Origin of the sequence: Brevundimonas sp. (assembly GCF_046295075.1) — a bacterium.
Classification (GTDB): Bacteria; Pseudomonadota; Alphaproteobacteria; order Caulobacterales; family Caulobacteraceae; genus Brevundimonas.
Genome location: NZ_JBKBOC010000002.1, coordinates 49,718 through 72,480, shown reverse-complemented (window position 1 = coordinate 72,480; position 22,763 = coordinate 49,718). Strand labels below are relative to the sequence as shown.

29 protein-coding genes are annotated in these 22,763 nt (G+C 66.6%); 17 read left to right on the top strand and 12 right to left on the bottom strand.

Translation table 11 applies throughout. The features are described 5' to 3' along the window. The first annotated feature begins 51 nt into the window (after positions 1-51). Both ACK4MH_RS02360 and ACK4MH_RS02355 read left to right on the top strand, forming a co-directional pair. Positions 52-369, top strand: coding sequence for a hypothetical protein (locus ACK4MH_RS02360; protein ID WP_409714189.1), 318 nt, complete (start codon positions 52-54; stop codon positions 367-369). Between the two features lie 75 nt (positions 370-444). Then, positions 445-1,431, top strand: a complete 987-nt coding sequence (locus ACK4MH_RS02355) for an SDR family oxidoreductase (RefSeq protein ID WP_409714186.1) — start codon at positions 445-447, stop codon at positions 1,429-1,431. Between the two features lie 42 nt (positions 1,432-1,473). On the opposite strand, the gene ACK4MH_RS02350 is transcribed toward ACK4MH_RS02355, so the two are convergent. From ACK4MH_RS02350 to ACK4MH_RS02330, 5 genes are all read right to left on the bottom strand, one after another. Beyond that, positions 1,474-1,758 carry a GNAT family N-acetyltransferase gene (locus ACK4MH_RS02350; protein WP_409714183.1) on the bottom strand — a complete coding sequence of 95 codons (285 nt, stop codon included), beginning with the start codon at positions 1,756-1,758 and terminating at the stop codon, positions 1,474-1,476. A gap of 54 nt (positions 1,759-1,812) precedes the next feature. After that, entirely contained in the window at positions 1,813-2,196 is a 384-nt protein-coding gene (locus ACK4MH_RS02345) for a hypothetical protein (protein WP_409714180.1), read from the bottom strand. A 10-nt stretch (positions 2,197-2,206) separates the two neighbouring features. Beyond that, the gene (locus ACK4MH_RS02340) at positions 2,207-2,887 is read right to left on the bottom strand and encodes a hypothetical protein (RefSeq protein WP_409714177.1); all 681 of its coding nucleotides are present in this window, start codon (positions 2,885-2,887) and stop codon (positions 2,207-2,209) included. A gap of 83 nt (positions 2,888-2,970) precedes the next feature. Continuing rightward, positions 2,971-3,369 (bottom strand): dihydroneopterin aldolase, encoded by a 399-nt coding sequence (folB, locus tag ACK4MH_RS02335; RefSeq protein WP_409714174.1) that lies wholly within the window; start codon positions 3,367-3,369, stop codon positions 2,971-2,973. 3 nt (positions 3,370-3,372) lie between these two features. Beyond that, on the bottom strand, positions 3,373-4,122 hold the full coding sequence (locus tag ACK4MH_RS02330) for an SDR family oxidoreductase (protein WP_409714171.1): 750 nt from the start codon (positions 4,120-4,122) through the stop codon (positions 3,373-3,375). Between the two features lie 383 nt (positions 4,123-4,505). Between ACK4MH_RS02330 and ACK4MH_RS02325 the strand changes: the two genes are divergently transcribed. The 6 genes from ACK4MH_RS02325 (at position 4,506) to uvrC (ending at position 9,940) form a co-directional block, all read left to right on the top strand. After that, positions 4,506-5,408: a macro domain-containing protein gene (locus ACK4MH_RS02325; protein ID WP_409714168.1), complete on the top strand. Its 903-nt coding sequence runs from the start codon at positions 4,506-4,508 to the stop codon at positions 5,406-5,408. After that, positions 5,399-6,382 (top strand): DarT ssDNA thymidine ADP-ribosyltransferase family protein, encoded by a 984-nt coding sequence (locus tag ACK4MH_RS02320; protein WP_409714165.1) that lies wholly within the window; start codon positions 5,399-5,401, stop codon positions 6,380-6,382. Before ACK4MH_RS02325 ends, ACK4MH_RS02320 begins: the two co-directional genes overlap by 10 nt. Positions 6,383-6,464: 82 nt before the next feature. Further along, positions 6,465-6,935, top strand: coding sequence for an NUDIX domain-containing protein (locus ACK4MH_RS02315; RefSeq protein ID WP_409714162.1), 471 nt, complete (start codon positions 6,465-6,467; stop codon positions 6,933-6,935). Between the two features lie 56 nt (positions 6,936-6,991). Next, positions 6,992-7,615: a hypothetical protein gene (locus ACK4MH_RS02310; protein ID WP_409714159.1), complete on the top strand. Its 624-nt coding sequence runs from the start codon at positions 6,992-6,994 to the stop codon at positions 7,613-7,615. Further along, complete coding sequence (locus tag ACK4MH_RS02305; protein WP_135193410.1) at positions 7,612-8,058, top strand: DMT family transporter; 447 nt, start codon at positions 7,612-7,614, stop codon at positions 8,056-8,058. Before ACK4MH_RS02310 ends, ACK4MH_RS02305 begins: the two co-directional genes overlap by 4 nt. A gap of 16 nt (positions 8,059-8,074) precedes the next feature. Then, entirely contained in the window at positions 8,075-9,940 is a 1,866-nt protein-coding gene (gene uvrC, locus ACK4MH_RS02300) for an excinuclease ABC subunit UvrC (RefSeq protein WP_409714156.1), read from the top strand. Between the two features lie 6 nt (positions 9,941-9,946). Here uvrC and ACK4MH_RS02295 read toward each other — a convergent pair whose 3' ends face one another. Together ACK4MH_RS02295 and ACK4MH_RS02290 are read right to left on the bottom strand one after the other, a co-directional pair. After that, positions 9,947-10,333 carry a PIN domain-containing protein gene (locus ACK4MH_RS02295; protein ID WP_409714153.1) on the bottom strand — a complete coding sequence of 129 codons (387 nt, stop codon included), beginning with the start codon at positions 10,331-10,333 and terminating at the stop codon, positions 9,947-9,949. A 2-nt stretch (positions 10,334-10,335) separates the two neighbouring features. Further along, on the bottom strand, positions 10,336-10,572 hold the full coding sequence (locus tag ACK4MH_RS02290; protein WP_409714150.1) for an antitoxin: 237 nt from the start codon (positions 10,570-10,572) through the stop codon (positions 10,336-10,338). Between the two features lie 68 nt (positions 10,573-10,640). On the opposite strand from ACK4MH_RS02290, the gene ACK4MH_RS02285 reads away from it, so the two are divergent. Genes ACK4MH_RS02285 through pgsA form a run of 4 tightly spaced genes read left to right on the top strand, consistent with a single transcriptional unit; the run spans position 10,641 to position 12,637 of the window. Continuing rightward, positions 10,641-11,264: a carbonic anhydrase gene (locus tag ACK4MH_RS02285; protein WP_409714147.1), complete on the top strand. Its 624-nt coding sequence runs from the start codon at positions 10,641-10,643 to the stop codon at positions 11,262-11,264. Positions 11,265-11,301: 37 nt separating this feature from the next. Next, positions 11,302-11,547, top strand: coding sequence for a type II toxin-antitoxin system Phd/YefM family antitoxin (locus ACK4MH_RS02280; protein ID WP_409714144.1), 246 nt, complete (start codon positions 11,302-11,304; stop codon positions 11,545-11,547). Next, positions 11,544-11,999 (top strand): PIN domain-containing protein, encoded by a 456-nt coding sequence (locus ACK4MH_RS02275; protein WP_409714141.1) that lies wholly within the window; start codon positions 11,544-11,546, stop codon positions 11,997-11,999. The genes ACK4MH_RS02280 and ACK4MH_RS02275 overlap by 4 nt, the downstream gene beginning before the upstream one ends. Continuing rightward, positions 11,996-12,637: a CDP-diacylglycerol--glycerol-3-phosphate 3-phosphatidyltransferase gene (pgsA, locus tag ACK4MH_RS02270; RefSeq protein WP_346495007.1), complete on the top strand. Its 642-nt coding sequence runs from the start codon at positions 11,996-11,998 to the stop codon at positions 12,635-12,637. The genes ACK4MH_RS02275 and pgsA overlap by 4 nt, the downstream gene beginning before the upstream one ends. On the opposite strand, the gene ACK4MH_RS02265 is transcribed toward pgsA, so the two are convergent. Both ACK4MH_RS02265 and ACK4MH_RS02260 read right to left on the bottom strand, forming a co-directional pair. Further along, a complete protein-coding gene (locus tag ACK4MH_RS02265; protein WP_409714137.1) occupies positions 12,634-13,152 on the bottom strand; it encodes a TIGR02281 family clan AA aspartic protease in 519 nt (172 codons plus the stop codon). The two genes, pgsA and ACK4MH_RS02265, sit on opposite strands and share 4 nt — an antisense overlap. 75 nt (positions 13,153-13,227) lie before the next feature. Further along, the gene (locus ACK4MH_RS02260; RefSeq protein ID WP_409714134.1) at positions 13,228-13,449 is read right to left on the bottom strand and encodes a DUF1289 domain-containing protein; all 222 of its coding nucleotides are present in this window, start codon (positions 13,447-13,449) and stop codon (positions 13,228-13,230) included. Between the two features lie 156 nt (positions 13,450-13,605). Between ACK4MH_RS02260 and ACK4MH_RS02255 the strand changes: the two genes are divergently transcribed. Together ACK4MH_RS02255 and ACK4MH_RS02250 are read left to right on the top strand one after the other, a co-directional pair. Continuing rightward, complete coding sequence (locus ACK4MH_RS02255) at positions 13,606-13,758, top strand: hypothetical protein (RefSeq protein ID WP_167762455.1); 153 nt, start codon at positions 13,606-13,608, stop codon at positions 13,756-13,758. Between the two features lie 117 nt (positions 13,759-13,875). Continuing rightward, positions 13,876-14,673, top strand: a complete 798-nt coding sequence (locus ACK4MH_RS02250; protein WP_409714130.1) for a crotonase/enoyl-CoA hydratase family protein — start codon at positions 13,876-13,878, stop codon at positions 14,671-14,673. Between the two features lie 9 nt (positions 14,674-14,682). Here ACK4MH_RS02250 and ACK4MH_RS02245 read toward each other — a convergent pair whose 3' ends face one another. From ACK4MH_RS02245 to ACK4MH_RS02235, 3 genes are read right to left on the bottom strand one after another with little or no spacing between them, the layout of a single operon-like run. Continuing rightward, positions 14,683-15,687 carry an HlyD family secretion protein gene (locus ACK4MH_RS02245; RefSeq protein ID WP_135193421.1) on the bottom strand — a complete coding sequence of 335 codons (1,005 nt, stop codon included), beginning with the start codon at positions 15,685-15,687 and terminating at the stop codon, positions 14,683-14,685. A gap of 35 nt (positions 15,688-15,722) precedes the next feature. Continuing rightward, on the bottom strand, positions 15,723-16,478 hold the full coding sequence (locus ACK4MH_RS02240; protein WP_135193422.1) for an ABC transporter ATP-binding protein: 756 nt from the start codon (positions 16,476-16,478) through the stop codon (positions 15,723-15,725). Continuing rightward, positions 16,475-17,647, bottom strand: a complete 1,173-nt coding sequence (locus ACK4MH_RS02235; RefSeq protein WP_409714126.1) for an ABC transporter permease — start codon at positions 17,645-17,647, stop codon at positions 16,475-16,477. Before ACK4MH_RS02235 ends, ACK4MH_RS02240 begins: the two co-directional genes overlap by 4 nt. Positions 17,648-17,861: 214 nt before the next feature. On the opposite strand from ACK4MH_RS02235, the gene ACK4MH_RS02230 reads away from it, so the two are divergent. The 3 genes from ACK4MH_RS02230 (at position 17,862) to ACK4MH_RS02220 (ending at position 22,720) form a co-directional block, all read left to right on the top strand. Continuing rightward, entirely contained in the window at positions 17,862-19,955 is a 2,094-nt protein-coding gene (locus ACK4MH_RS02230; RefSeq protein ID WP_409714123.1) for a S46 family peptidase, read from the top strand. Between the two features lie 189 nt (positions 19,956-20,144). Next, a complete protein-coding gene (locus ACK4MH_RS02225) occupies positions 20,145-22,214 on the top strand; it encodes a S46 family peptidase (protein ID WP_409714120.1) in 2,070 nt (689 codons plus the stop codon). Next, positions 22,211-22,720: an N-acetyltransferase family protein gene (locus tag ACK4MH_RS02220; RefSeq protein WP_409714115.1), complete on the top strand. Its 510-nt coding sequence runs from the start codon at positions 22,211-22,213 to the stop codon at positions 22,718-22,720. Before ACK4MH_RS02225 ends, ACK4MH_RS02220 begins: the two co-directional genes overlap by 4 nt. Positions 22,721-22,763 lie beyond the last annotated feature (43 nt).

Genomic DNA, 22,763 nt, shown 5'->3' with positions numbered 1-22,763 from the left:
ACGGGATCGCGTTCACCTTCGACTTTCAGCTCCTGCTGTGGACCCGATTCCATGACCAAGAAGACCAGCGCCGACACCAAGCCCGACCTGCGGATCGTCGAGAGCGAATCCGCCGTCTATGATCTGATGCGCGCGCCAGAGACCACCGCCGACCGCGTCAAACGCCTTCAGATGGAGGCGCATTCCCTGGCGCTGGAAGAGATCGAGGCGCTGGAGAAACTGCTGCTCGACGCCGCCGCCAAGGCCCGGGCCATCGCCGATGGCGGCGACGCCTATCCCGTCGGCGCCCGCGAGATCGCCTCGCGCCTCGCCGCCGACCTGCCCACCAAGGCCGAGACCATCAAGACCATCGTCCACCGCGTCGGCTAAAAAACCCAACCTGAGCCGGAGGAACGACCGGCGCGCTCGTCCGCTACCTGAAGACCCCATCTTCAGGAGCCTCCCATGGACGACCAAACCCACGCGCGCGCCGAAGACGTCGCCGACCACGAACGCGCCATCCAGCGCGACATCGACGCCAAGGATCAGGCGGCCGGCGACGACAAACCGTCCGGCGCGGTCCAGGCCGGCGCCCGCCCCTATCCCGTCCCGCCCTTCCCCAAACAGCATCAGACCAAGCCCGGCGACGAGGCCGCGCTTGATCCCGCCCCGATGTACGACGCCCCCTTCTGGAAGGGTTCGGGCAAGCTGGACGGGTTCGCCGCCCTGATCACCGGCGCCGATTCCGGCATCGGCCGCTCGGTCGCCGTCCTGTTCGCGCGCGAAGGCTGCGATGTCGTCATCTGCCATCTGGACGAGGACGCCGACGCCGAAACCACCAAGGCCGCCGTCGAGGCCGAGGGTCGTCGCGCTGTCGTTCTGAAAGGCGACGTCGCCGATCCCGCCTTCGCCGAGGCCGCCGTCAAGGCCACGTTGGACGCCTTCGGCCGCCTGGACGTCCTGGTGCCCAACGCCGCCTTCCAGGAACACGTCAGCGCCTTCGAGGACCTGACCTACGAACATTTCGACCGCACGCTGAAGACCAACCTCTACGGCTATTTCAACATGACCAAGGCGGCGGTTCCGCACATGAAGACCGGCGGCGCCATCGTCATGACCGGCTCGGTGACGGGGCTTCAAGGCAACAAGGACCTGCTGGACTATTCCCTGACCAAGGGCGGCATCCACGCCTACGCCCGCTCGCTGGGCACCCATCTGGCCCCGCGCGGTATCCGCGTGAACGTCGTCGCCCCCGGCCCGGTCTGGACCCCGCTGAACCCGGCCGACAAGGACGCCGAAGACACCTCCCAGTTCGGCGCCCAGACGGTGATGAAACGCCCGGCCCAGCCCGAGGAGATCGCGCCAGCCTACGTCTTCCTGGCCTCGCCCCAGATGTCGAGCTTCATCACCGGCGAAATCCTGCCCATCATCGGCGGCTATTCCGGCGGCTGAAACGAGACCGCCGCCCTGCATTCACAGGGCGGCGGCATCACCTCAGGCCAGAACGTCGTCGTAATCGGGATGGCGCTTGTGCCAGGCGACGGCGTAGCTGCAGCGCGGAAACAGTTTCAGCCCCGTCTCGCGCGCATGTTCGGCCATCGCCTGCATGAACCGGCCCGCCGCGCCCGATCCGCGCAGCGACTGTTCCGCCTCGACGTGCAGGATCATCCGCGCGTCGCCCTTCACGGCATAGTCGGCCCAGACCAGGCCCGACCCCTTGTCGTCGTCGAACGCCTGTTCGAACCGGTTGTCGCCTTCGAGGTTTTTGAACTGTCCCATGCGTCTCTCCTTTTGACGATCAACCGCCAAGGCTGCGAGGGCGTTCCGTAAGGCTCAGATAGGCTTGTCGTTCAGCAGGTTCAGCAGGCCGATCACGCTCTTGATCGTGAACCAGACGCTGAGCAGGAACCACGCCAGCAGGAACAGCAGCAGGAAGGGAATGCCGATCAGCACCAGCGAGGCCAAGGCGCTGATTGCGATGCCGACCCAGGCCGCGATGGTCCACCAGAACACCGACCAGAACAGGGCGATCTGCGCGTCGATATGCTGACGCGCGACGCCCGTCGCCGTGCCGCGCGTCACATACGACACCACCAGCCCGACCAGCACCAGCACGTTCGCGCTGGGGATCGACAGGATGAACAGCGCCCAGGCGATCAGCGCCCCGACCTTGCCCTCGGACTCGCGTCCGGCGATGAAATTGGGTTCGTTGGTCATCGTCGGTCCTTCAGAACAGCCAGCTGCGAGGATTGGGAACGGCCTGACCGCTCTTCAGTTTCAGCACCCCGAACGCGCCGCGCGCCAGGACCCAGATCGCCAGGGCGAACAGCACCAGCACGCCGATATTGACCACCACCAGGATCGCCCCGACCACCGCCGCCCCGAACGTCCCGAACAGGGTCCGCTGCTGATAGACGGCATGACTGTGCTCCAGCGCGTCCGTCGCCCCGTCGCGCCGCATCACCGCCAGCAAGGCCACCAGGCACGACACGCCCAGCGTCGGCACCGCCAGCAGGATCAGCACATAGACGGCATACAGCCGCATCGGCACCGCCGGCCCCTCGCGGCGCGGCGCGGCGTCGGACGTCATCTGCTCGCGCATGGCGCGGGTCACGGGCGTCGGCGCGACGGGCGTCTCCACGCTCGGCTCGGGCCTCGGCTCGGGTTTTGGCGCAAACGGCGCCGTCGGCCGCGTCATCTGCCCCGACAGGTCGAACGGCCCCGGCCCCGACTCCAGCTCAGGCGGATCGAACAGGTCCGGCTCGCGCGCATCCTGAGCGACCGGCTCCGGCTCCGGCGCCCGCGCCCGCCCGGCCAGCGACGCCGGCGAGACGAAGCCGACCTGGGCGTCGTGATCGTGATCGTCGTGGGGGACCGCAGGGTCTTTCGGATCGCCGGGCTCGGCCATGAACATCGCTTCTCACACGCCGGACGCCCGGCTGGACTCAAGGTCGCGACAATGGCCGTCCGTCAGTTTCGACGCAACCGCCCTTACCGCCCCAGCACGATCTCGCACCCCGGCGCGATCACGCCGACCAGCGCGCCCGGCTTTTCGATCCGCACCGTGGCCCGCTGCACGCAGCCGTCGTCCAGGCACGCCCGCGCCAGCCGTTCGGCGAAGGTCTCGACCAGCCCCACATGCCCCTCGGCCGCGATGGCGCGCGCCGCATTGGCCACGGTCTCATAGTTGATGGTGTCGCCCAGCCGTTCGATGGGCCGGGGCTCCAGCTCCAGCGTCACGTCGATCACCAGCCGCTGCAGCCGCCCCTGCTCGTGGTCATAGACCCCGATCCTGGCCTCGACCTCCAGCCCGCGCACGAACACGCTCAGCCGCTCGAAGCGCAGCGGCTCTTCCGCCGGAAACGGCGTCACGTGAGAGGATGCAACCACGCGCTACTCCTGGATGTCGGGGGTGCGCCAGGCCAGGTGCTGGCCCCCGTCGACGGCGATCATCTGGCCCGTCACCATACGGGCGTCAATCAGCCACAGCACGGCCTCGGCCACCGCCTCGGGGCTGCCGGGCGTCTGCAACAGGGTGGCGCGCGCCTCGGCGGCGAACTCCTCGGGCGTCTGATGGATGGACGGCAGGGTCGGCCCCGGCCCCACCCCATTGACCCGAATGCCCGGCGCCAGCGCCTGGGCCAGGGTCTGCGTCGCCCACCACAAGCCGTTGCGCGACAGGCTGTAGGAGAAGAAGCGCGGATCCGGCTTCAGCACCTTCTGGTCCAGCAGGTTGACTATAGCGCCTTCCACAGCCTGGGCGGCGAACGCCTCGGCCAGCACGAGGGGCGCCCTCAGATTAGTCTCGACATGCCGGTCCCAGCTGTCGCGCGTCAGCCCGCCGACCCGGTCGTCCTCGAACACCGAGGCGTTGTTGACCAGCACGCTGACCGGTCCCAGCGCCTCCGCCGCCGCCGGCACCAGCGCCCGCACCTTGGCCTCGTCCGTCAGGTCCGCCTGCAACAGGCAGGCGCGCCGCCCCAGGCCCGCGATCTCGTCGGCCAGGGTCCGGGCGTCCTCGCCCGACGCATGATGATGGATCGCCACGTCGAACCCGGCCTGGGCCAGCGTCAGACAGATGGCCCGCCCGATCCGCCGCGCCCCGCCCGTAACCAGGGCGACGCCGCGAGATGCGTCAGTCAACCCGACCGAACTCGAACGCATTGAAAGCCGCGATGACGGCCACGAAGCCGAAGATGATGCCGAGAGCCAGCATGGGATGCTCCTGTTGTCCGTCCCCGATTAGAGCGTACCGGGGCGGGGTTCAAGCGGGGACGGGTTTGGGAAGATGAGACGAGGCGGAAGTGACCGATGGTAATCGTTCGGCATAACCGGTTTGGGCTCAATGAGCTGAATACGCGTCAACGCCAAGGGGCTTGGCCCGCGAGAATGGGCCTTAGCGGGAAATGTTCCCGGCACGAGCGGAGAGGCTAGGAGAACCAACCGCCGGAGATTATTTGTGTGAGATGGAAGGCGACTCCGCTTACATGCAAAACTCCGGTGAACTTCCGAGCGACCCACCCTTTATGCTGACTTACCGTCGAACCAGTGTCATGGACTCACCAGCGCAGACGCTGGTCAACACGGTCAACTGCGTCGGCGTGATGGGCAAGGGCATCGCCAAGGCCTTCCGCGACCGCTATCCGGCGATGTTCGCTCCCTACAAGCGCCTCTGCGACGAAAAGCTGTTGCAGCCCGGAAAACTTTGGCTCTGGCAAGGTGAGGATCATGCGGTCCTCAATTTCCCGACCAAAGTACATTGGCGCAACCCGTCGCGGATCGAATGGATAGAGGAGGGGTTGCAGAAATTCATTGAGTCTTATGAAGCCCAGCGCATCACCTCGATCTCCTTTCCGCGCCTCGGCTGCGGCAATGGTGGTCTCGATTGGGACGACGTACGCCCGCTGATGGAGCGATACTTGGCGCCCCTGCCGATCGACATCTTCATCCACGACTACGAAAAGCCGATAGGCCTCCCCGAACACCGAGAGGCGGATCTCGCCGAGCGCTTTGGCGACGTTAGTCCGCTCCTCGTTTTCGAGGACTTCTTGAGCCAGATGAAAGAAGTGATTGAAGTGTCCGGTGGACGCTTCGCGATGCTCAATTCACACCGGCAGTTTAGTGCGAACCTCGATGATTCGGCTCTGCGCCTGACTGATGAGGATCGGAACTCCGAGCTCGAAATGGAGGCGCTGCGCGGCGTCTGGCTAAGCCTAAGCGCTGGCCTTGTGACTACCCGGGATGCTGGTTGGTCCGACGCAAAGAGCGGGCCGATGGTCCTGTCCCTACTCAGTCTCTTGCCACAAGTGCGTGCTCTGGAAATCCAGAAGGCAAATCATGGCGATGCCGAGATCGCGCTTGAGCTGAAGAGATACCCGACCACGGCGACGCCGGCGTCGGGAGGACAGCAGGAGATGGCATGGGGTTGACCGCTCAAGCTGCGGACGCCCACATCGTCCTTTGGCAAACGGAACTAGGCAAGCCCTACTACCCGCACCGGGTGCACTGGCCTTCCATGCTGTTCCATCATGCCCCGATCGAAAATGCAGTCGGGATCATCCAGACTGGTGAGATTCGCTCGCGTCGGCAGTCCGAGGGCCATCGCCCGCTCGACGTCGCCGCTGCAGGCGTGATTGATAACCGGGACCGCGCGCATGAGTTCTCGCGGCTGTACTTCCGGCCCAGGACGCCTACCCAGTACCATATTGAGGGCATACGTCGGCCGAACGAATGTCAATATGGTCCGGCCGCCCACGCTCCCGTGCTGGTGATGTTCGCTCTAGACGCTCGGTCGATCCTTACAATGCCGAGTACGCGGTTCTCGGACATCAACATGCAGAACGGCGCTGCGCGCGACGGGGATGACGACGCTTTCTTTTCCACGATCAACTTCGCCAAGACCTATCACGAGGGCGCGACGGGAGGTGACATGTCGATCATCAACCATCGGGCGGCCGAGGTACTCTGCCAATCACCGCTGGTCCTGGCTGAGCACCTCAAATGGGTCATCTGCCGCTCGGAAGCTGAACGTGAAACCCTGATCCATATGGCCGGTCCGGCAGCTCGTTTGCTTCGTCCCAAGATCGTCACCTCGGATGACGGCAGGGTGTTCGAGAAGCGGTTCGCGTTCGTCGAGAAGGTCTACGCCTCGCCCGAGGGAGTTACCTTCAGCATCAACCCTCGGCATGACAGGGCTAAACTCAAGGTTCGTGTGCAGGTGCAGACTGATGGTGGCGGTGTGGTATTCGACCAGACATACAGTCAGTTGCTTGCGCGCCCGGAGAACGGTGGAAATTGGATTTCAAAGGTGAAGCTGAATGATGGCTTGTACCGGATCTCTATTCAGATCGACGATCACAACGCCTATGACAACCTATTCTACGTCGGCGAGGTGTTGTTCTAGGTTTTCAAGTCGGATGGCGAAGACTTATAACAACGACCTTTTTGGTCGTCCGATACACCCGCCGACTACGACGGACACACCCATGACCTGGCGCATCCACGTCGAACCCTTCAGCCGTCCCCTCTTCTTCGCCTGGTCGCGCCTGACGCGCGGCAAGACGCTGGGCGTGCGGGCGGTGGCGGTGGATGCGCAGGGGCGGGTGCTGATGGTCCGGCACACCTATCTGGCGGGGTGGTGGTTGCCGGGCGGCGGGGTGGATCGGGGCGAGACGACCCAGGCCGCCGTGGTGCGCGAACTGCACGAAGAGGCCGGGCTGATCGCGCGGGCGGCGCCGCGCCTGGTCTCGATCCATTCCAACGACCGCTTCTTTCCCGGCGACCATGTCGTCGTCTTCCGCCTGGACGCCTTCGACCGGGGCGAGCGCACCAGCCATGGCGAGATCGCCGAGGTCGGCTGGTTTTCTCCCTCCGACCTGCCCGCCGATGCGAACCGGGGCTGTCGCGCGCGTCTGGCCGAGATCTTCGACGGCGCCCCGGTCGATCCCGACTGGTGAGGTCCGACGGGTGAGAGACGTCCGCATCTGACGCAGGCGCGTGCCAGCGTCCGCCCATGACCCAAGCCGCCCCCGCCTATCGCGTCCGTTCGCAGCAAGTCTGGGACCTGGCCCGCGACGACTATCTGGCGGGCGAGCCGGCGCGCGTCGTCTGCCGCCGCTACGACCTGGGCCTTTCGGCCTTTCGCGTTCGCGCCCGCAAGGCGGGCTGGCGACTACAGGATCAGGACGATCCCGATATGTATGATCCCGCCGTCGAGCTTGAGGACATCGAGGACATCGACCTGTCGTCCATGGCCCTGTCGGCGCGCCGTCGCCTGCAACTGTCGCTGATGGAGGGCGAGGCGACCGAGGCCCTGCGCTGGCTCAAGATCTTCGAGACCCTGTCGTCCATGGCGCCCGAAACGCCCGCCGAAACCCCGCCCGCCGAAACGCGGAATGTGCACAGATTGCACCCTGTTTTTTCGCCCACCGCGCCCGATCTGGACGAAGTGCACACTTTGCACCCTGTTTTCGACGATGCCGGGTCCGAACTGGACGAAGTGCACAGATTGCACCCTGTTTTGACGCCGTCCGCCCCTCAACCCCTGAACCGCGCCGAACGTCGCCGCCTGCGTCGCGCCGGCCGCCTCAAGCCGCCCTCCGCATCCGGCGAAAGCCGTGCTAGCCAGGGGCCATGAACCCGTCCCTGCTCGCCATCCTCGTCGTCATCCTGGCCGGCGGCGCCACCGCGCTCCAGGCGCCAACCAACGCCAAGCTGGCCACGGCGGTCGCCTCGCCGGTCAACGCCGCCTTCATCTCGTTTGCGGTCGGCACGACGGTGCTGGGGATCGTGGCGGCGCTGATGCATACGCGCCCGGACTTCGCCGCCACGCGCGCCCTGCCCTGGTACGCCTGGCTGGGCGGGGTCTACGGGGCCTGTTTCGTGGTCGCCGCCGCCTGGGGCGTGCCCCGCCTGGGCGTGGCCATGACCATCACCCTGATGGTCGGCGGCCAGCTGTTGCTCAGCCTGATCCTCGACCATTTCGGCGCCCTGGGCGTGCCGCGCCAGCCGCTGAACATCGGCCGCATCGCCGGCGTGGGCCTGGTTCTGGCGGGCGTCCTTCTGGTTCGGCGGTCGTGAGCCTATATCCACCCGGATGACCGAGGAGACGCTCGATTCGAACCTGACGGCCGCCGCCCTGATCGCCGACGAGGCGCGTCGGGCGCCCGACAAGCCGGGCGTCTATCGCATGTATGGCGAGGACGGGTCCTGCCTGTATGTCGGCAAGGCCAAGTCGCTGAAGAAGCGCATCGTCCAGTACGCCCAGGGCCGGTTCCACACCCAGCGCATCGGCCTGATGGTGGCCCAGACCCGGTCGATGGAGCTGGTCGTCACGGCGTCCGAGACCGAGGCCCTGCTGCTCGAATCCAACTTCATCAAAAAGCTGAAGCCGCGCTTCAACGTCCTGCTGCGCGACGACAAGTCCTTCGCCGAACTGATGATCCGCAGCGACCACCGCGCCCCCCAGGTGCGCAAGCATCGCGGCGCCCATGTCACCCCCGGCCACTATTTCGGCCCCTTCGCCTCGACCTGGGCGGTCAATCGGACGCTGAACACCCTGCAGAAGGCCTTCCTGCTACGGTCCTGTTCGGACAGCGTCTACGAGACCCGAACCCGCCCGTGCATGCTGCACCAGATCAAGCGCTGCTCGGCCCCCTGCACCGGTCTGATCTCGCTTGAGGACTATGGCGAACTGGTCACCGAGGCCGAACAGTTCCTGCGCGGCAAGTCGCGCGCCGTCATCGGCCGCCTGTCGCAGGAGATGCAGGCCGCGTCCGACGAGATGGATTTCGAACAGGCCGCCCGGGTCCGCGACCGCATCCGCGCCCTGTCGGCCATATCGATGGAGAACTCCGTCAGCGCCGACAGCGTGGCCGAGGGCGACGTCTTCGCCCTGCACTCCGATGGCGGCCAGGCCTGCGTCCAGGTCTTCTTCTATCGCGCCGGCCAGAACTGGGGCGGCCGCGCCTATTTCCCGCGCGTGGACAAGACCGACACCGATCCGGAGATTCTGGCCGCCTTCCTGGGCCAGTTCTACGAGGACAAGCCGATCCCGCGCCTGATCCTGTCCAACGTCCGCCCGCACGAGTTGGAGTTGCTGGAAGAGGCCTTCTCGATGAAGGCGGACCGCAAGATCGAGATCGTCCGGCCCCAGCGCGGCGAGAAACTGGCCCTGGTCGACCACGCCCTGACCAACGCCCGCGAAGCCCTGGGCCGCCGCCTGGCCGAAAGCTCGGCGCAAGGGAAAATCTTGGACGAAGTGTGCGAGGCCTTCGGTCTGGAGACCCGGCCCGAGCGGATCGAAATCTACGACAACGCCCATATCCAGGGCACGAACGCGGTCGGCGGCATGGTCGTCGCCGGCCCCGACGGCTTCCAGAAGTCGCAGTATCGCAAGTTCAATATCCGGGGCGAGGATCTGACGCCCGGCGACGACTACGGCATGATGCGCGAGGTGATGCGCCGCCGCTTCGCCCGCCTGGTCAAGGACGAGGAAGAGGGCGAGGACGCCGTCCGTCCCGACCTGCTGCTGATCGACGGCGGCGCGGGCCAGCTGGCCGAGGTGCTGGCCGTCCTGGCCGATCTGGGCCTGGACGACATCGCCGTGGTCGGCGTGGCCAAGGGGCCGGACCGCGATGCGGGGATGGAGAAGTTCTTCATGCCCGGCAAGCCGCCCTTCATGCTGCCGCTGAAGTCGCCGGCTCTCTACTACCTGCAACGCCTGCGCGACGAGGCCCACCGTTTCGCCAACGGCGCCCACGCCAAGCGCCGCTCGATGGACATCAAGAAGAACCCCCTCGACGAGATCGAAGGCGTCGGCCCCGGCCGCAAGAAGGCCCTCCTCCACGCCTTCGGCTCCGCCAAGGGCGTCGGCCGCGCCTCGGTGTCGGACCTGGTCAAGGTGGACGGCATCAACCAGCCTCTGGCCGAACGCATCCACGCCTTCTTCAGGAAGGCGTAGGCCGCCTCACCATTCCAGTAGGGTCAGGCCGGGAATGTCGCGAAAGTCGTCGCCGTTGCGGGTCACCAGGGTCGCTCCTGCGGTGATCGCCTGCGCCGCGATCATGCGGTCCAGCACCTTGCGACGCGAGAAGCCGCAGATCTCGACAATCGCGCGATAAGCCTGCGCCTCGGCTGACCCGAACGGCAGCACTGGCACGGCGTCCAGCAACGCGTCGAGCCTCGCACGCCTGTCATCGGCGTTTACGTCCGGACGGCCAAGATCGGCTTCAAGCTCAACGCGGCTTATGACCGAAAGCAGAAGCGGCGGGTCCAACGCATCCACCTTCGCATCGATCAGCGCATCGCCATCCCGCAGGTGGATGGCGACATTGGTGTCGAGCATATAGGCCATACCTAGAGACCCGGCCGTTCCGGTATTTCGACCTCGTGGCGGACGCCGATGCTTGACGGCTTGGGCAGGCTGCGCAGCTTGGCCAGCATCTCCTTGACAGACTTCTGCTTGGGCGAAATCGTCACGACATCCCCCTTGCGCTCGATCTCTACCTCGACGCCGGGTCCGAACGAGATTTCCTTGGGCAGGCGCACGGCGTCGCTGTTGCCGCTTCGGAATGTTCGACTGGTGACAGCCATGGCGCGCTCCTTCGTATAGACACGTATACACGATTTATTGGCGGCGCTCAAAGCGCTACAGGCGCAGCATGAGCGACATCGAAGACGAACTGACCGCCGGCTACCGCCGCTTCCGGGCCGAGCATTGGCCGACGGCCCATGCCGAATATGAGGCCCTGGCGACGAAGGGCCAGAAGCCGCACACCCTGATCGTGGCCTGCTCGGACAGCCGCGCCGATCCAGCCCTGATCTTCGACGCCAAGCCGGGCGAGCTGTTCGTGGTGCGCAACGTCGCCAATCTGGTTCCGCCCTACGAACCGGACGGCAAGCTGCACGGCGTTTCGGCGGCGCTGGAGTTCGGCGTCAAGGTGCTGAGCGTCAAGCGCATCGTCGTCATGGGCCATGCCCATTGCGGCGGCGTCAACGCCATGATCAACGGCGCGCCGGACATCGTCGCCGACTTCGTCGGCCCGTGGATCGCCCAGGGCACGCCTGTGGTCCAGCACGTCGCCGAGACTGTGGCCCACGACCAGTTGGAACGCGCAGCCGAGGAAGCCATCGTTCGCCTGTCGATCCGAAACCTGCGCACCTTCCCCTGGATCGCCGAGCGCGAAGCCAGAGGCGACCTGAAGCTCAGCGGCCTGCATTTCGGCATATCGGAGGGCGCCTTGACCGTGATGACCGACAAGCCGCGGTTCGAACCGTTAGCGTGACTTGCACAATAGTAGTGAAATCACTACTATCTTTCGGATGGAACGCACGATCACTGCAACCGAAGCCAATCGTGACTTCTCTCGTATCTTCCGAGAAGTGGCGGCAGGCGGTTCCTATGTCGTCACCGCTCGGGGCAAGCCCCTGGTGCGGATAGAGCCTGCCAATGCGGTGATTGAGCCCCAGGACGAACGGGTCGCACGCCTTCACGCCCTGATCGACGAACTCGCCGCCCTCCCCGCAAGCGCGCCGGGACGGATCACGCGCGAGGACGGCTACGCTTGAGGCTGGCGCTCGACACCAATGTGCTGGGCTATGCCGCCGGCGTCGGTGATGACGAGCCGAAACGCCGCCGGGCGGTCCAGGTCCTGAAGGCGGCATCTCGGCAGGACGTGATCATTCCCACCCAGGTCGCGGGCGAGTTCTACAACATCCTGACCCGCAAGGGCGGCCATCCGCCCAAGGTGGCGCGCAAAATCGTCGAGGACTGGAGCGCGGGCGTCGGCCTCACCGCCCATTCGGCGGCGACGATGGCGACCGCTCTGGAAGGCGCCGCCTTCTTCAATCTGCAAATCTGGGACGCCTTGATCCTGACCATCGCCGCCGAAGCCGGGTGCGGCCTTCTGCTTTCCGAAGACATGCAGGACGGCTTCGTCTATCGAGGCGTCACCGTCACCAATCCGTTCGCGGAGACGCTGCATCCGCTGCTCGCGTCCCTGCTGGAGACCCCGTCATGACCGCCCACCGCGCCAATCCCATCCCCAACATCCTGACCGGCCTGCGCCTTGTGGCCGGGGTGGTGATGTTCGCCATGATGGCCGGTGCGGCGCCGGGCGCGCTGGAGGCCTGGCTTTCGCCGGAAACCCAGGGGCGTTTCAGCGTCTGGGCCTTCTGGATCTTCGTCATCGCCGCATCGACCGATTGGGTCGACGGCTTCCTGGCCAGACGATGGAATTCCACCACACGCTGGGGGGCCATCCTCGATCCGATCGCCGACAAGGTGCTGGTGACGGGCGCCATTCTGGGCGTTTTGGCCTCGGGTTCGCTGCCGGGCATCGCCCTGCCCTGCGGCCTGATCCTGTTCCGGGAGTTCGCCGTTTCCGCCCTGCGCGAGACCATGGCCGGGCGGATCGAACTGCCGGTCACCTTGGCTGCGAAATGGAAGACCACGGTGCAGATGGTCGCTCTGGCAGCGCTTCAACTGACCCTGTTGTGGGACGCCCTGGGCCTGCAGAATCCTGACGGCTCGCCGCTGGCCTGGCAGCCGGCGTTCGAATCCTTCGCCATCTTCCTGATCTGGTTCGCCGCCATCATCACCCTGTGGACGGGCTGGCAGTATTTCAGCGAAGCCCGTCGCCAGATGAAGGACCTCTAGGGCCGCAGCGTTAGACCGACCGGCGTGGCCTCAAAGGCCGAAAGCCGGCCCAGATAGCTCATGCCCAGCAGGGAGTATTCGAGGCCCTGTTCGACGACCAGCGCCTCGACCTCGTCCACTCGCGCCCCGGCGACCGAGACCGATTTCAGCTGGACCGGGGCGGCGCGCACAACGCCCGAAGCGGTCTGGACGCGGCCGGTGAAGTCCGCCTGTTCGGGATCGACGCCCAAGCGCAGGGCGTCCGCCCGCGTCAGGGCCACGACGCTGGCGCCGGTGTCCACCAGCACCCGCACCGCCCGCCCGTCTATCCTGGCCTGGGCCCAGTAGTGGCCGTCCGCACCCTTGACCACCTGGGCATCCGTGCCTGAGGCCGGGGCGGTGAAAGCCGCGACCACGGGCGTCGCCGCCTGGGCCGCGCCGTCGCCTTCAAGATGTCGGATCGTCAGCGCCGTTCCGAACGAGGCCATGAGGGCGACGCCGAGCACGATGACGGACTGGAAATCGATACGAGCCATGTCCTCGGTCTAAGGCGCCAGTGTTTGGATGCCGTGAAACGACGTGGCTGACGAAAGCTTAAACGCCGAACCCCGCTAGCCCAGCTTGGCCGGATCGACCTGCGACCGCCGCGTCGGCAGGTCGGCCATGACCGCCGCGCGTTCGGCGTCGCTCAACGCGCGCCAGCCGGCGATCTCCTTCAGGGTTCGAAAACAGCCCAGGCACAGGCCGCTCTCGCCATCGACGGCGCAGACCATGACGCACGGCGTGGCGATGGCCTTGGGCGGCCCTGGCCTTGTGGAGGTCGGGATACTCATTGTGACACCGAAGCGAAATACACTCCGACTCCTGACGAATAAATTTGCAAATTCACCAAACTGCCTTATATTGCCTGATGACGCGAAACGACTGACGGTGGAATCCCATTGGTACGACGCGTCTCTTTTCATCGTTCTGCGAAAGGAGACGCCAAGATGAACGATAAGGAGCGCAACCTCCAACACGCCATGATGTCCTTCGCCCTTTGGGGCGGGATGCTGGTCAACAGTCGGCATATGCCGTCGAATTCGAGCCGGGTGGTCAGCCATCCGTCGAACTTCGTACCCTATACGATCAAGAAACGCTGACGGCCCTTTTCGGCCCAAGCCTGAAAAAGCCCCGGTCTCGGCCGGGGCTTTTGCAATTGCGGACTTGCCTGACGCGGCGTTCGCAGCCGATGACGGACGCGAACACGGAGACGACGCATGGGCCTGATCGCCGAAGACAGACGGGACGCGATCCTGATCTGGACGCTGGACCGCGAGGCCCGGCTGAACGCCCTGCCCGACCTGACGGACGGGGACGAGGTGGCGGCGGCGTGCGAGCGGGTCAACGCCGATACGTCGATCCGCTGCGTGGTCCTGACCGGCGCAGGGCGAGCCTTCTCGGCCGGCGGCGACCTGACCGCCATGCGTGACCGTCGCGACCTGTTCGAGGGGTCAGGGGCCGCCATCCGCGAACGCTATCGTCGGGTGGTCCACCGGATCGTACGGTCGCTGTATGGGCTTGAGGTTCCGCTGATCGCCGCCGTCAACGGGCCGGCCATGGGGCTGGGCTGCGACATCGCCGGCCTGGCGGATATCCGCATCGCCTCGGATCGCGCCAGCTTCGGCGTGCCGTTCCTGAAGCTGGGCATCATCCCCGGCGACGGCGGGTCCTGGCTGCTGCCGCGCAACATCGGCTACGCCCGCGCCGCCGAGATGCTGTTCACCGCCCGCTCCATCGACGCCGCGACGGCCGCAGAATGGGGCTTGGTCAATCGCGTGGTCGCCCATGACAGTCTGATGGATGAGGCCCTGGCCACCGCCGCCCAGGTCGCGGCCCAACCGCCCCAGGCGCTTCGCATGGCCAAGACCCTGTTGCGCCAGGGGCGCGACACGACCTTCGACCAGATGCTGGAGATGTCGGCGGCCATGCAGGCCCTGGCCCACCTGACCGAGGACCATCAGGAAGGCGTCGCCGCCGTGCTGGAAAAGCGACCGGGCGTCTTCACCGGTCGCTGATCCTCGGGCCTACTGGGCGCGCATCGCCTGGTTGGGACCGACGCCGGTCGTGGCGACGCGCTTGGCGCCGGCGGTCTCGCCCGGCTTCATGAACTTGACCAGCACCCGCTGGCCGATCAGCAGGGGCGCGTCGCCGGCCGAGGCGACCACTTCCACCACCCGCTCGTCGGTGCGCTGCGAAGGATCGTCGGAGGCCAGCTTGCGGGCGCCGAACACGGCCGCCCGACGCATCACCGCGCCGATATAGACCTTGGTGGCGTCGCCCTCGGGGCTGATCTCGACGGCCTGGCCGTCGGTCAGGTTGGGCAGGTCGCTCTCGACCACCTCGGCGCGGACGATGCGCGGGGCGTCGGGCTCCAGGTCGAACATGTTCGAGACGTTCAGGGTCGAGGCGCCGGCGCCGGGGTTGGCGTAGCGACGCACGATCCGGCCGTCGCTGGGCGCGCGGATGATCGTCAGTTCCTGATCATAACGCGCCTGGTTCAACTGGGCGCGGGCGGTCTGGACGGCGGCGGTCTGAGAGCCCAGGCGCGCCTGAGCGGTGGCGATCTGGTCTTCGGCCTGGTCCATCCGCTGGGCGGCGACGAAGTTGGTGGCGACCAGCCGCTGCAGACGATCGCGTTCGCGCTGGGCCGTGCGGATATCGACACGGATCTGCGCCAGCTGGCTCTCGGCCTGGGACACGGCGGCCTGGGCGCTCTGGACGGCGAGGCGGGCCTCGTCGTCCTCCTGACGGGCCAGGATCTGGCCGGCGACGACGCGGTCGCCTTCCTGCACCAGCACGTCGCGCACGATGCCGCCGCGACGGGCCGCGATCTGGATGATGCCGCCCTCGACATCGACCTTGCCGTTGGCGATGGCCGCATAGGGGCTTTCGACCTTGGTGGCCGCCGCCTTCTCCTGCTCGACCTTCTTGGTCTTGGCGGCGGACTGGAACAGCATGAAGCCGACCACCAGCACGATCACCAGCAGCAGGCCGATCCAGGTGCGTTTTTTCTTCAGAAAGCCGGGCATTGGCGTGTCGTCCTAAGAGGAAATCGTCGTGTCGGTTAGTGGGACGCCAGAATGGCGTTCGGATCGGGTATGCGGCGCTGGTCGTCCAGGATCTTGCCGTCCTCGATATGGATGACCCGGTCGGCCCAGGCCTCCAGGCGCGGGTCGTGGGTCACGCAGATCACGGCGGCGCCGTGCTCGGTGGCGGCGCGGCGCAGCAGCTTGATCACCACCTGGCCGTTCTCGCCGTCCAGCGCCGAGGTCGGTTCGTCGGCGAACAGGATCTTGGGGTCCTTGGCCAGAGCGCGGGCGATGGCGACGCGCTGCTTCTCGCCGCCGGACAGGGCGGCCGGCCGCTGGTGCAGGCGATGGCCCAGGCCGACTTCTTCCAGCGCGGTCGTGGCGCGTTTCCGGGCCTGACCAGTCGTCAGCCCCTGGAACTTCAGCACCGTCTCGACCTGCTGCAACGCCGTCAGCGCCGGGAACAGGTTGAAGCCCTGGAAGATGAAGCCGCAGTTATCCAGCCGGAACTTGTCGATCCGACCCGAGGACAGTTTCCACAGGTCGTCGACATCCAGCACATCGACCCGACCCTCTTCGGGTTTCAGCAGGCCGGACAGGGCGGCGATCAGCGTGGACTTGCCCGAGCCCGACGGCCCCATGACCATTGTCAGGTCGCCGTGTCTGGCGTCGAAATCGACGCCCTTCAGCACCTCGACCCAGGCCTTGCCGGACTTGAACCGCTTGACCAGGCCGTTGGCCTCGATGGCGAAGTCGCCGTGCTTGCCGTGAACCTTTGTATGAATGTTCATCGCAGCAGGTCCGCCGGTTGGCTGTTCTTGAGGATGCCCAGCGACAGCAGGCCCGACACCATGGCGATGGCGATCAGGCCGATCCCCACCACGATCAGCAGCGACAGCGGCAGGGCGATGATCACCGCCCCCATCATCGCCAGCAGCGACACCAGCCACGTCAGGACGATGGCCGCGATCACGCCCACGACGCCGACCCAGAAGCTGAGTTCGACCACGATCCGGCGCAAAGACCCCATGCTGACGCCAAGGGCCCGCAACGAGGCGAACTCCTTGATATTGGCCATGATGGCCCCGCGCAAAGTCTGCCAGGTGATGGCGACGCCGATGATGATCCCCAGCACGACGCAGCCGCCGATGATGATGACCAGAATGCCTTCCTCGAACATGGCGCCGGCGTTGGCATCGGCCAGTTGCTGCTTGGTCCAGGCCTTCCACTGGCCGTTACCCATGGCGTTCAGCTGAGCCACCACGACGGGCGCGCGGGCCGGATCGCGCAGCTTGACCATCAGCGGCCCGACGCGCGCGCCGGTGTCGGCCTGGCCCAGCATCCGCAGCGTGTCGCGCGACATGACCACGCCCGGCTGCATCATGTTGGGATAGCCGCGCGTGACGCCGACAACGGTGACCGTCTGGCCGTTATACAGCGCCTTGTCGCCCAGCTTGACGCCCAGGGTCGTCAGGGCCGTCTCGTCGACCGCGACGGTGTAGGGCTGACGCAGCGCATCGACCAGTTCCTGGGAATAGTCGGTCGGGATGGTCACTGAACCCGGGCGGGTGTCGATGATGCTGGCCTGAACGAACTTCTGGCGCGGCGCGCCCTGGTTGGCGTTATCGGCCTGGCTCTTGGTCGGATCGACGTTCTTGATGTTCTGGAAGGTGCCGCCCGCGCCGTCCAGCGGCATGACCTCGACCACCTCGGGATGGTTGTAGGCCAGCGGGATGAAACGACGCGGCACGCCCGACGGTCCGCCGATCAGGCTCTTGGCGCCGGGTTGCATGATGAAGACGTCGGCGTTCGACCGTTCGATGGTCGCGGTGAACCCCTTGCCGATGCCGATGAAGACACCGGTCATCGCCAGGACCAGCAGACCCGACAGGGCCAGGGCCATGACCGCCGCCATATAGCGGCGCCACTCGAACAGCAGCGTAGATAGCGCAAGCGACATGGTCGTCGATAAACCCCCGGTACGTCCGCCTATCTGAGCGTGAGCCGCCTCACCGCCAAGTTAAATCGGGGTAAGGGTTCCGCCTCCCAGACATTGCGGGTTCGAAATCAGGGGATTAAGGGCCTTGCAGCCTATTGGCGCCGGCCCTCTATCGGCGTTAGTTACAACATAACAGATGGGACAGGCCGTCCCACGCTCCGGGAAACACGCCTCCATGTCTCTGCCCTCGCTTCGTCTCACCGCCTCGCTGATCGCCCTGGGCGCCGCGACCGCCGTCCTGTCGGCCCCCGCCACGTCCGCCAGGGCCGACGAGGGCATGTGGACCTTCGACAACTTCCCCATCGCGACGGTGAACGAGAAATACGGCACGAACATCGACCAGGCCTGGCTGGACCGGGTGCGCAACGCCGCCGTCCGTCTTCAGGGCTGCTCGGCCTCGCTGGTGTCGAACGAAGGCCTGGTGCTGACCAACCACCACTGCGTCGTGTCCTGCATCCAGGACCTGTCCACGGCCGAGAACGACTACGTCAAGAACGGCTGGATGCCCGCCACCCGTGAAGAAGAGAAGAAATGCCCCGGCCAGACGGCCGAGATTCTGACCGACATCGTCGATGTCACCGACCGCGTAACCGGCGCCGGCGCCGGACTTGAAGGCGCCGCCTTCGTCCAAGCCCGCGCCGCCGAGATCGACAAGATCCAGAAGGAGACCTGCGGCGACGACCAGAAGCTGACCTGCCAGGTCATCAGCTTCTACCGCGGCGGCCAGTACAAGCTGTACAAGTTCCGCAAGTATGACGACGTTCGCCTGGTCTTCGCGCCCGAGTTCCAGGCGGCCTTCTTCGGCGGCGACCCGGACAACTTCAACTTCCCGCGCTACGCCCTGGATGCCGGTTTCCTGCGCATCTACGAGGACGGCAAGCCGGTCGCCACGCCGAACCACCTGACCTGGAACGCCAATGCGCCCAAGGAAGGCGATGTCACCTTCGTGGCGGGCAACCCCGGCTCGACCCAGCGCCTGCTGACCATGGCCCAGCTGGAGGCGCTGCGCGATCAGCAGATGCCGCTGACCCTGATCCAGTCGTCGGAACTGCGCGGCCGCCTGCTCGAATATTCGACCACCGGCGAAGAGGCCAAGCGCGTCACCGTCGACCCGCTGTTCGGCCTGGAGAACAGCTTCAAGGTCTTCTACGGCCAGCAGGGCGCCCTGACCGATCCGGCCTTCATGGCCACCAAGCGGTCGGAAGAACAGGAACTGCGCCAGCGCGTCGCCGCCGACCCGGCCCTGGCCCAGCGCATCGGCGATCCCTGGGCCGATCTGGAGCGCGTCTCGACCGCCCAGCGCGACCTCTACCTGCCCTACCGCCAGCTGGAATCGGCCGCCGGCCAGCGGTCGTCGCTCTACAGCTACGCCAAGGCCATCGTCCGTGCGTCCAAGGAGCGCGCCAAGCCGGTCGCCGAGCGCCGCGCCGGCTATTCGGACGCCGACATCGCCGCCCTGGGCCGCCGCCTGGCGACCGAGACGCCGATCTCGACCGATCTGGAGAAGATCTTCGTCGATTTCTGGCTGTCCAAGACCCGCGAATACCTGACCGTGGACAACGCCAATGTGAAGGCGCTGCTGGGCAAGGAAAGCCCGGAACAGGTGGCCGAGCGCCTGATCGACGGCACGCGCCTGGCCGATCCGGCCTTCCGCGCCCAGGCCCTGGCCATGACGCCGGAACAGCTGGCCGCCTCGGGCGATCCCCTGATCGCCTTCGTCCTGGCCAATGACGACGCGGCCCAAGCCGTGCGCACCCAGTGGGAATCGGCCGTGTCGGGGCCGACCAGCCGCGCCGGCGAGAAGATCGCCCAGGCCCGGTTCGCGGTCTACGGCACCAACCTGTATCCCGACGCCACCTTCAGCCTGCGCCTGTCCTATGGTCAGGTGAAGGGCTGGACCTATCGCGGCGTGACGGTGACGCCCTTCACCGAGATCGGCGGCCTGTACGAGCGCAACACCGGCGCCGAGCCGTTCAATGCGGCCGAGGACTGGATGGCGGCCGAGGGCAAGATCAACAAGTCGACCGTCTATGACTTCGTCTCGACCAACGACATCATCGGCGGCAACTCGGGCTCGCCCGTAATCAACGCCAAGGGCGAAGTCATCGGCGCCGCCTTCGACGGCAACATCCACTCGCTGGGCGGCAGCTTCGGCTACGACCCCGAGCTGAACCGCACGGTGACGGTCTCGACCGCCGCCATCACCGAGGCCCTGCGCAACGTCTACAACCAGCCGCGCCTGCTGCGCGAACTGGGCGTGGCGCGCTAAGACGACGCCAAAGTCTCCTCCCCGCTTTGCGGGGAGGGGGACCGCCGGCGAAGCCGGGGGTGGAGGGGCTCTTCACCACCGCACCGGCGCCTGTCATGTATCGCAGAGCCCCTCCGTCACGGCGCGAAGTCGCGCCGCGCCACCTCCCCATCGCGGAGCGATGGGGAGGAGACTTCAAGGACCATTTCCATGCGTCTCGCCCTCCTCGCCTCCGCCGCCGTCCTCGCCGTTGCCGCCGCCTCTTCGGCCAGCGCTGAAGAAGGCATGTGGACCTACGACAACTTCCCCATCGCTCGCGCCAACGCGACTTTGGGGACGAACATCGACCAGGCCTTCCTGGACCGGGTGCGGCTGTCGTCAGTGAAGTTCGGCGGCTGTTCGGCGGGGGTGGTGTCGGGCCAGGGCCTGGTGATGACCAACAACCACTGCGTCGCCACCTGCGTCGCCAACCTGTCCACACCCCAGGTCAACTACGCCGAGACCGGCTTCACCCCGAAATCCCGCGAGGAAGAGCTGAAATGCCCCGGCGCCACCGCCGAAATCCTGACCGACATCAGCGACGTGACCGAGCGGATGCACAAGGCGGGCGAAGGTCTTGAAGGCCAGGCCTTCACCCAGGCCCGCGACGCCGAGGCCGGCCGCATCGAAAGCGAAGCCTGCGGAAACGACCCCAAGATCCGCTGTCAGGTCGTCAGCCTGTACCGGGGCGGCCAGTTCAAGCTCTACACCTACCGCAAATATTCCGACGTCCGCCTGGCCTGGGCGCCCGAGGATCGCGCCGCCACCTTCGGCGGTGACCTGGACAACTTCTCCTTCCCCCGCTTCGCCATCGATGCGGCCTTCATCCGCCTGTACGAGGACGGCAAGCCGGTCGAGACCCCGACCCATTTCGCCTGGAACCCGAACAAGCCGACCGAAGGCGAGGCCGTCTTCATCTCCGGCAATCCCGGCTCGACCCAGCGCCTGCTGACGATGGATCAGCTGACCACCATCCGCGACGTGGTCCTGCCTCTGGACCAGTTGATCGCGTCCGAGCTGCGCGGCCGGCTGATCCGCTATTCCGAAGAGGGCGAGGACCAGGCCTTCATCGCCATGGACCCCATCGTCGGCCTTGAGAACACCTACAAGCGCGGGCGCGGCCGCATGGCGGCCCTGATCGATCCCGCCTTCATGGCCCGCAAGGCCGAGCAGGAAACCGACTTCCGCGCCCGCGCCGCCTCATCCGGCGTCGATCCGTGGTCCAGCCTCAGCACGGTCCAGCCCATTGCCCGCGAACTCTATCCCTCCATGGCCCTGCTGGAAGGCGGCACGGGTCTAGGCACCACCTCGGTCGCCGGCGGATCGCAACTGTTCGCCTATGCCCGCACCCTGGTGCGCGGCGCCCAGGAGCGGGCCAAGCCGTCCGACCAGCGCCTGCCCGAGTTCGCCGACAGCCGTCTGTCGGGCGTCGAATCCCGCCTGTTCGCCGAACGCCCCACCTATCCCGAACTGGAGCAGATCCGACTGGAATGGTGGCTGTCCAAGACCCGTGAATGGCTGACGGTCGACAACCCTTCCGTCCGCACCCTGCTGGGCAAGGAGAGCCCCGAGACCCTGTCGGCCCGCGTCGTCGCCGGCACGACCCTGGCCGACCCGGCCGTGCGCCGCGCCCTGTGGACCGGCGGTCTCGCCGCCGTCCAGGCCTCGACCGATCCGATGATCCAATACGCCCTGACCATCGACGCCGACGCCCGCGCCGTCCGCGACGCCTGGGAGACCCGCGTCCAGGCCCCGACTGACCGCGCCTCGGAACAGCTGGCCGCCGCCCGCTTCGCCGCCTATGGCGACGCCGTCTATCCCGACGCCACCGGCACGCTGCGCCTGACCTATGGCCAGGTCGAAGGTTCCGACGTTCCGGGCCAGAGGTTCGCCGCCTTCACCACCTTCGCCGGCCTGTGGGACCGCGCCACCGGCGCCGAGCCCTTCGCCGTCGCGCCCAAGCTGCTGGCGGCCAAGAACCGGATCGACCCGACCGCCGTCATGGACATGGCCGTCTCGACAGACACCATCGGCGGCTCGTCGGGGTCTCCCGCCATCAACGCCAAGGGCGAGATCATCGGCGCCAACTTCGACTCCACCGTCCTGACCCAGCGCAATGCCTACGGCTACGATCGGGCCGTCAACCGCAGCGTCATCGTCACCACACAGGCCGTGACCGTCGCCCTGCGTGACGTCTATGGCATGGACCATCTGGTCGAGGAGCTTGGCGTTTCCAGGTGAGCGAGGTCGTCTTCCGCGCGGCGACCCTCGACGACGTCGCCGCGCTACACCCCCTGATCGAACGCGCCTATCGCGGTGACACGGCCAAGGTCGGCTGGACGCACGAGGCCGACCTGCTGTTCGACACGCGCATCAGCGCCGAGGAACTGTCGGCCCTGATCGCCGATCCCGACCGGGTCGTGCTGCTGGCGTATCGCGACGATGTCCTGATCGGCTGCGTCCAGGTGGCCCGCGCTAGCGAGGACCTGGCCTACCTCGGCATGCTCACCGTCGAACCGACCCAGCAGGCGTTCGGCCTGGGCCGCCGCCTGCTGGCCGCCGCCGAGGCCAAGGCCGTCTCCCGGTTCGGCGCGCGTCGCATGGAGATGACCGTTATCAACCGCCGCGCCGAACTGATCGCCTGGTACGAACGGCGCGGCTATGGCCCCACTGGCGAGACCCGCCCCTTCCCCGTCGATCCGCCCCGGCCGGAACTGGACTTCGTGGTGCTGGAGAAGGCGCTCTGACCTGATCCTTCTCCCAGTGGGAGAAGGTGGCCCGAAGGGCCGG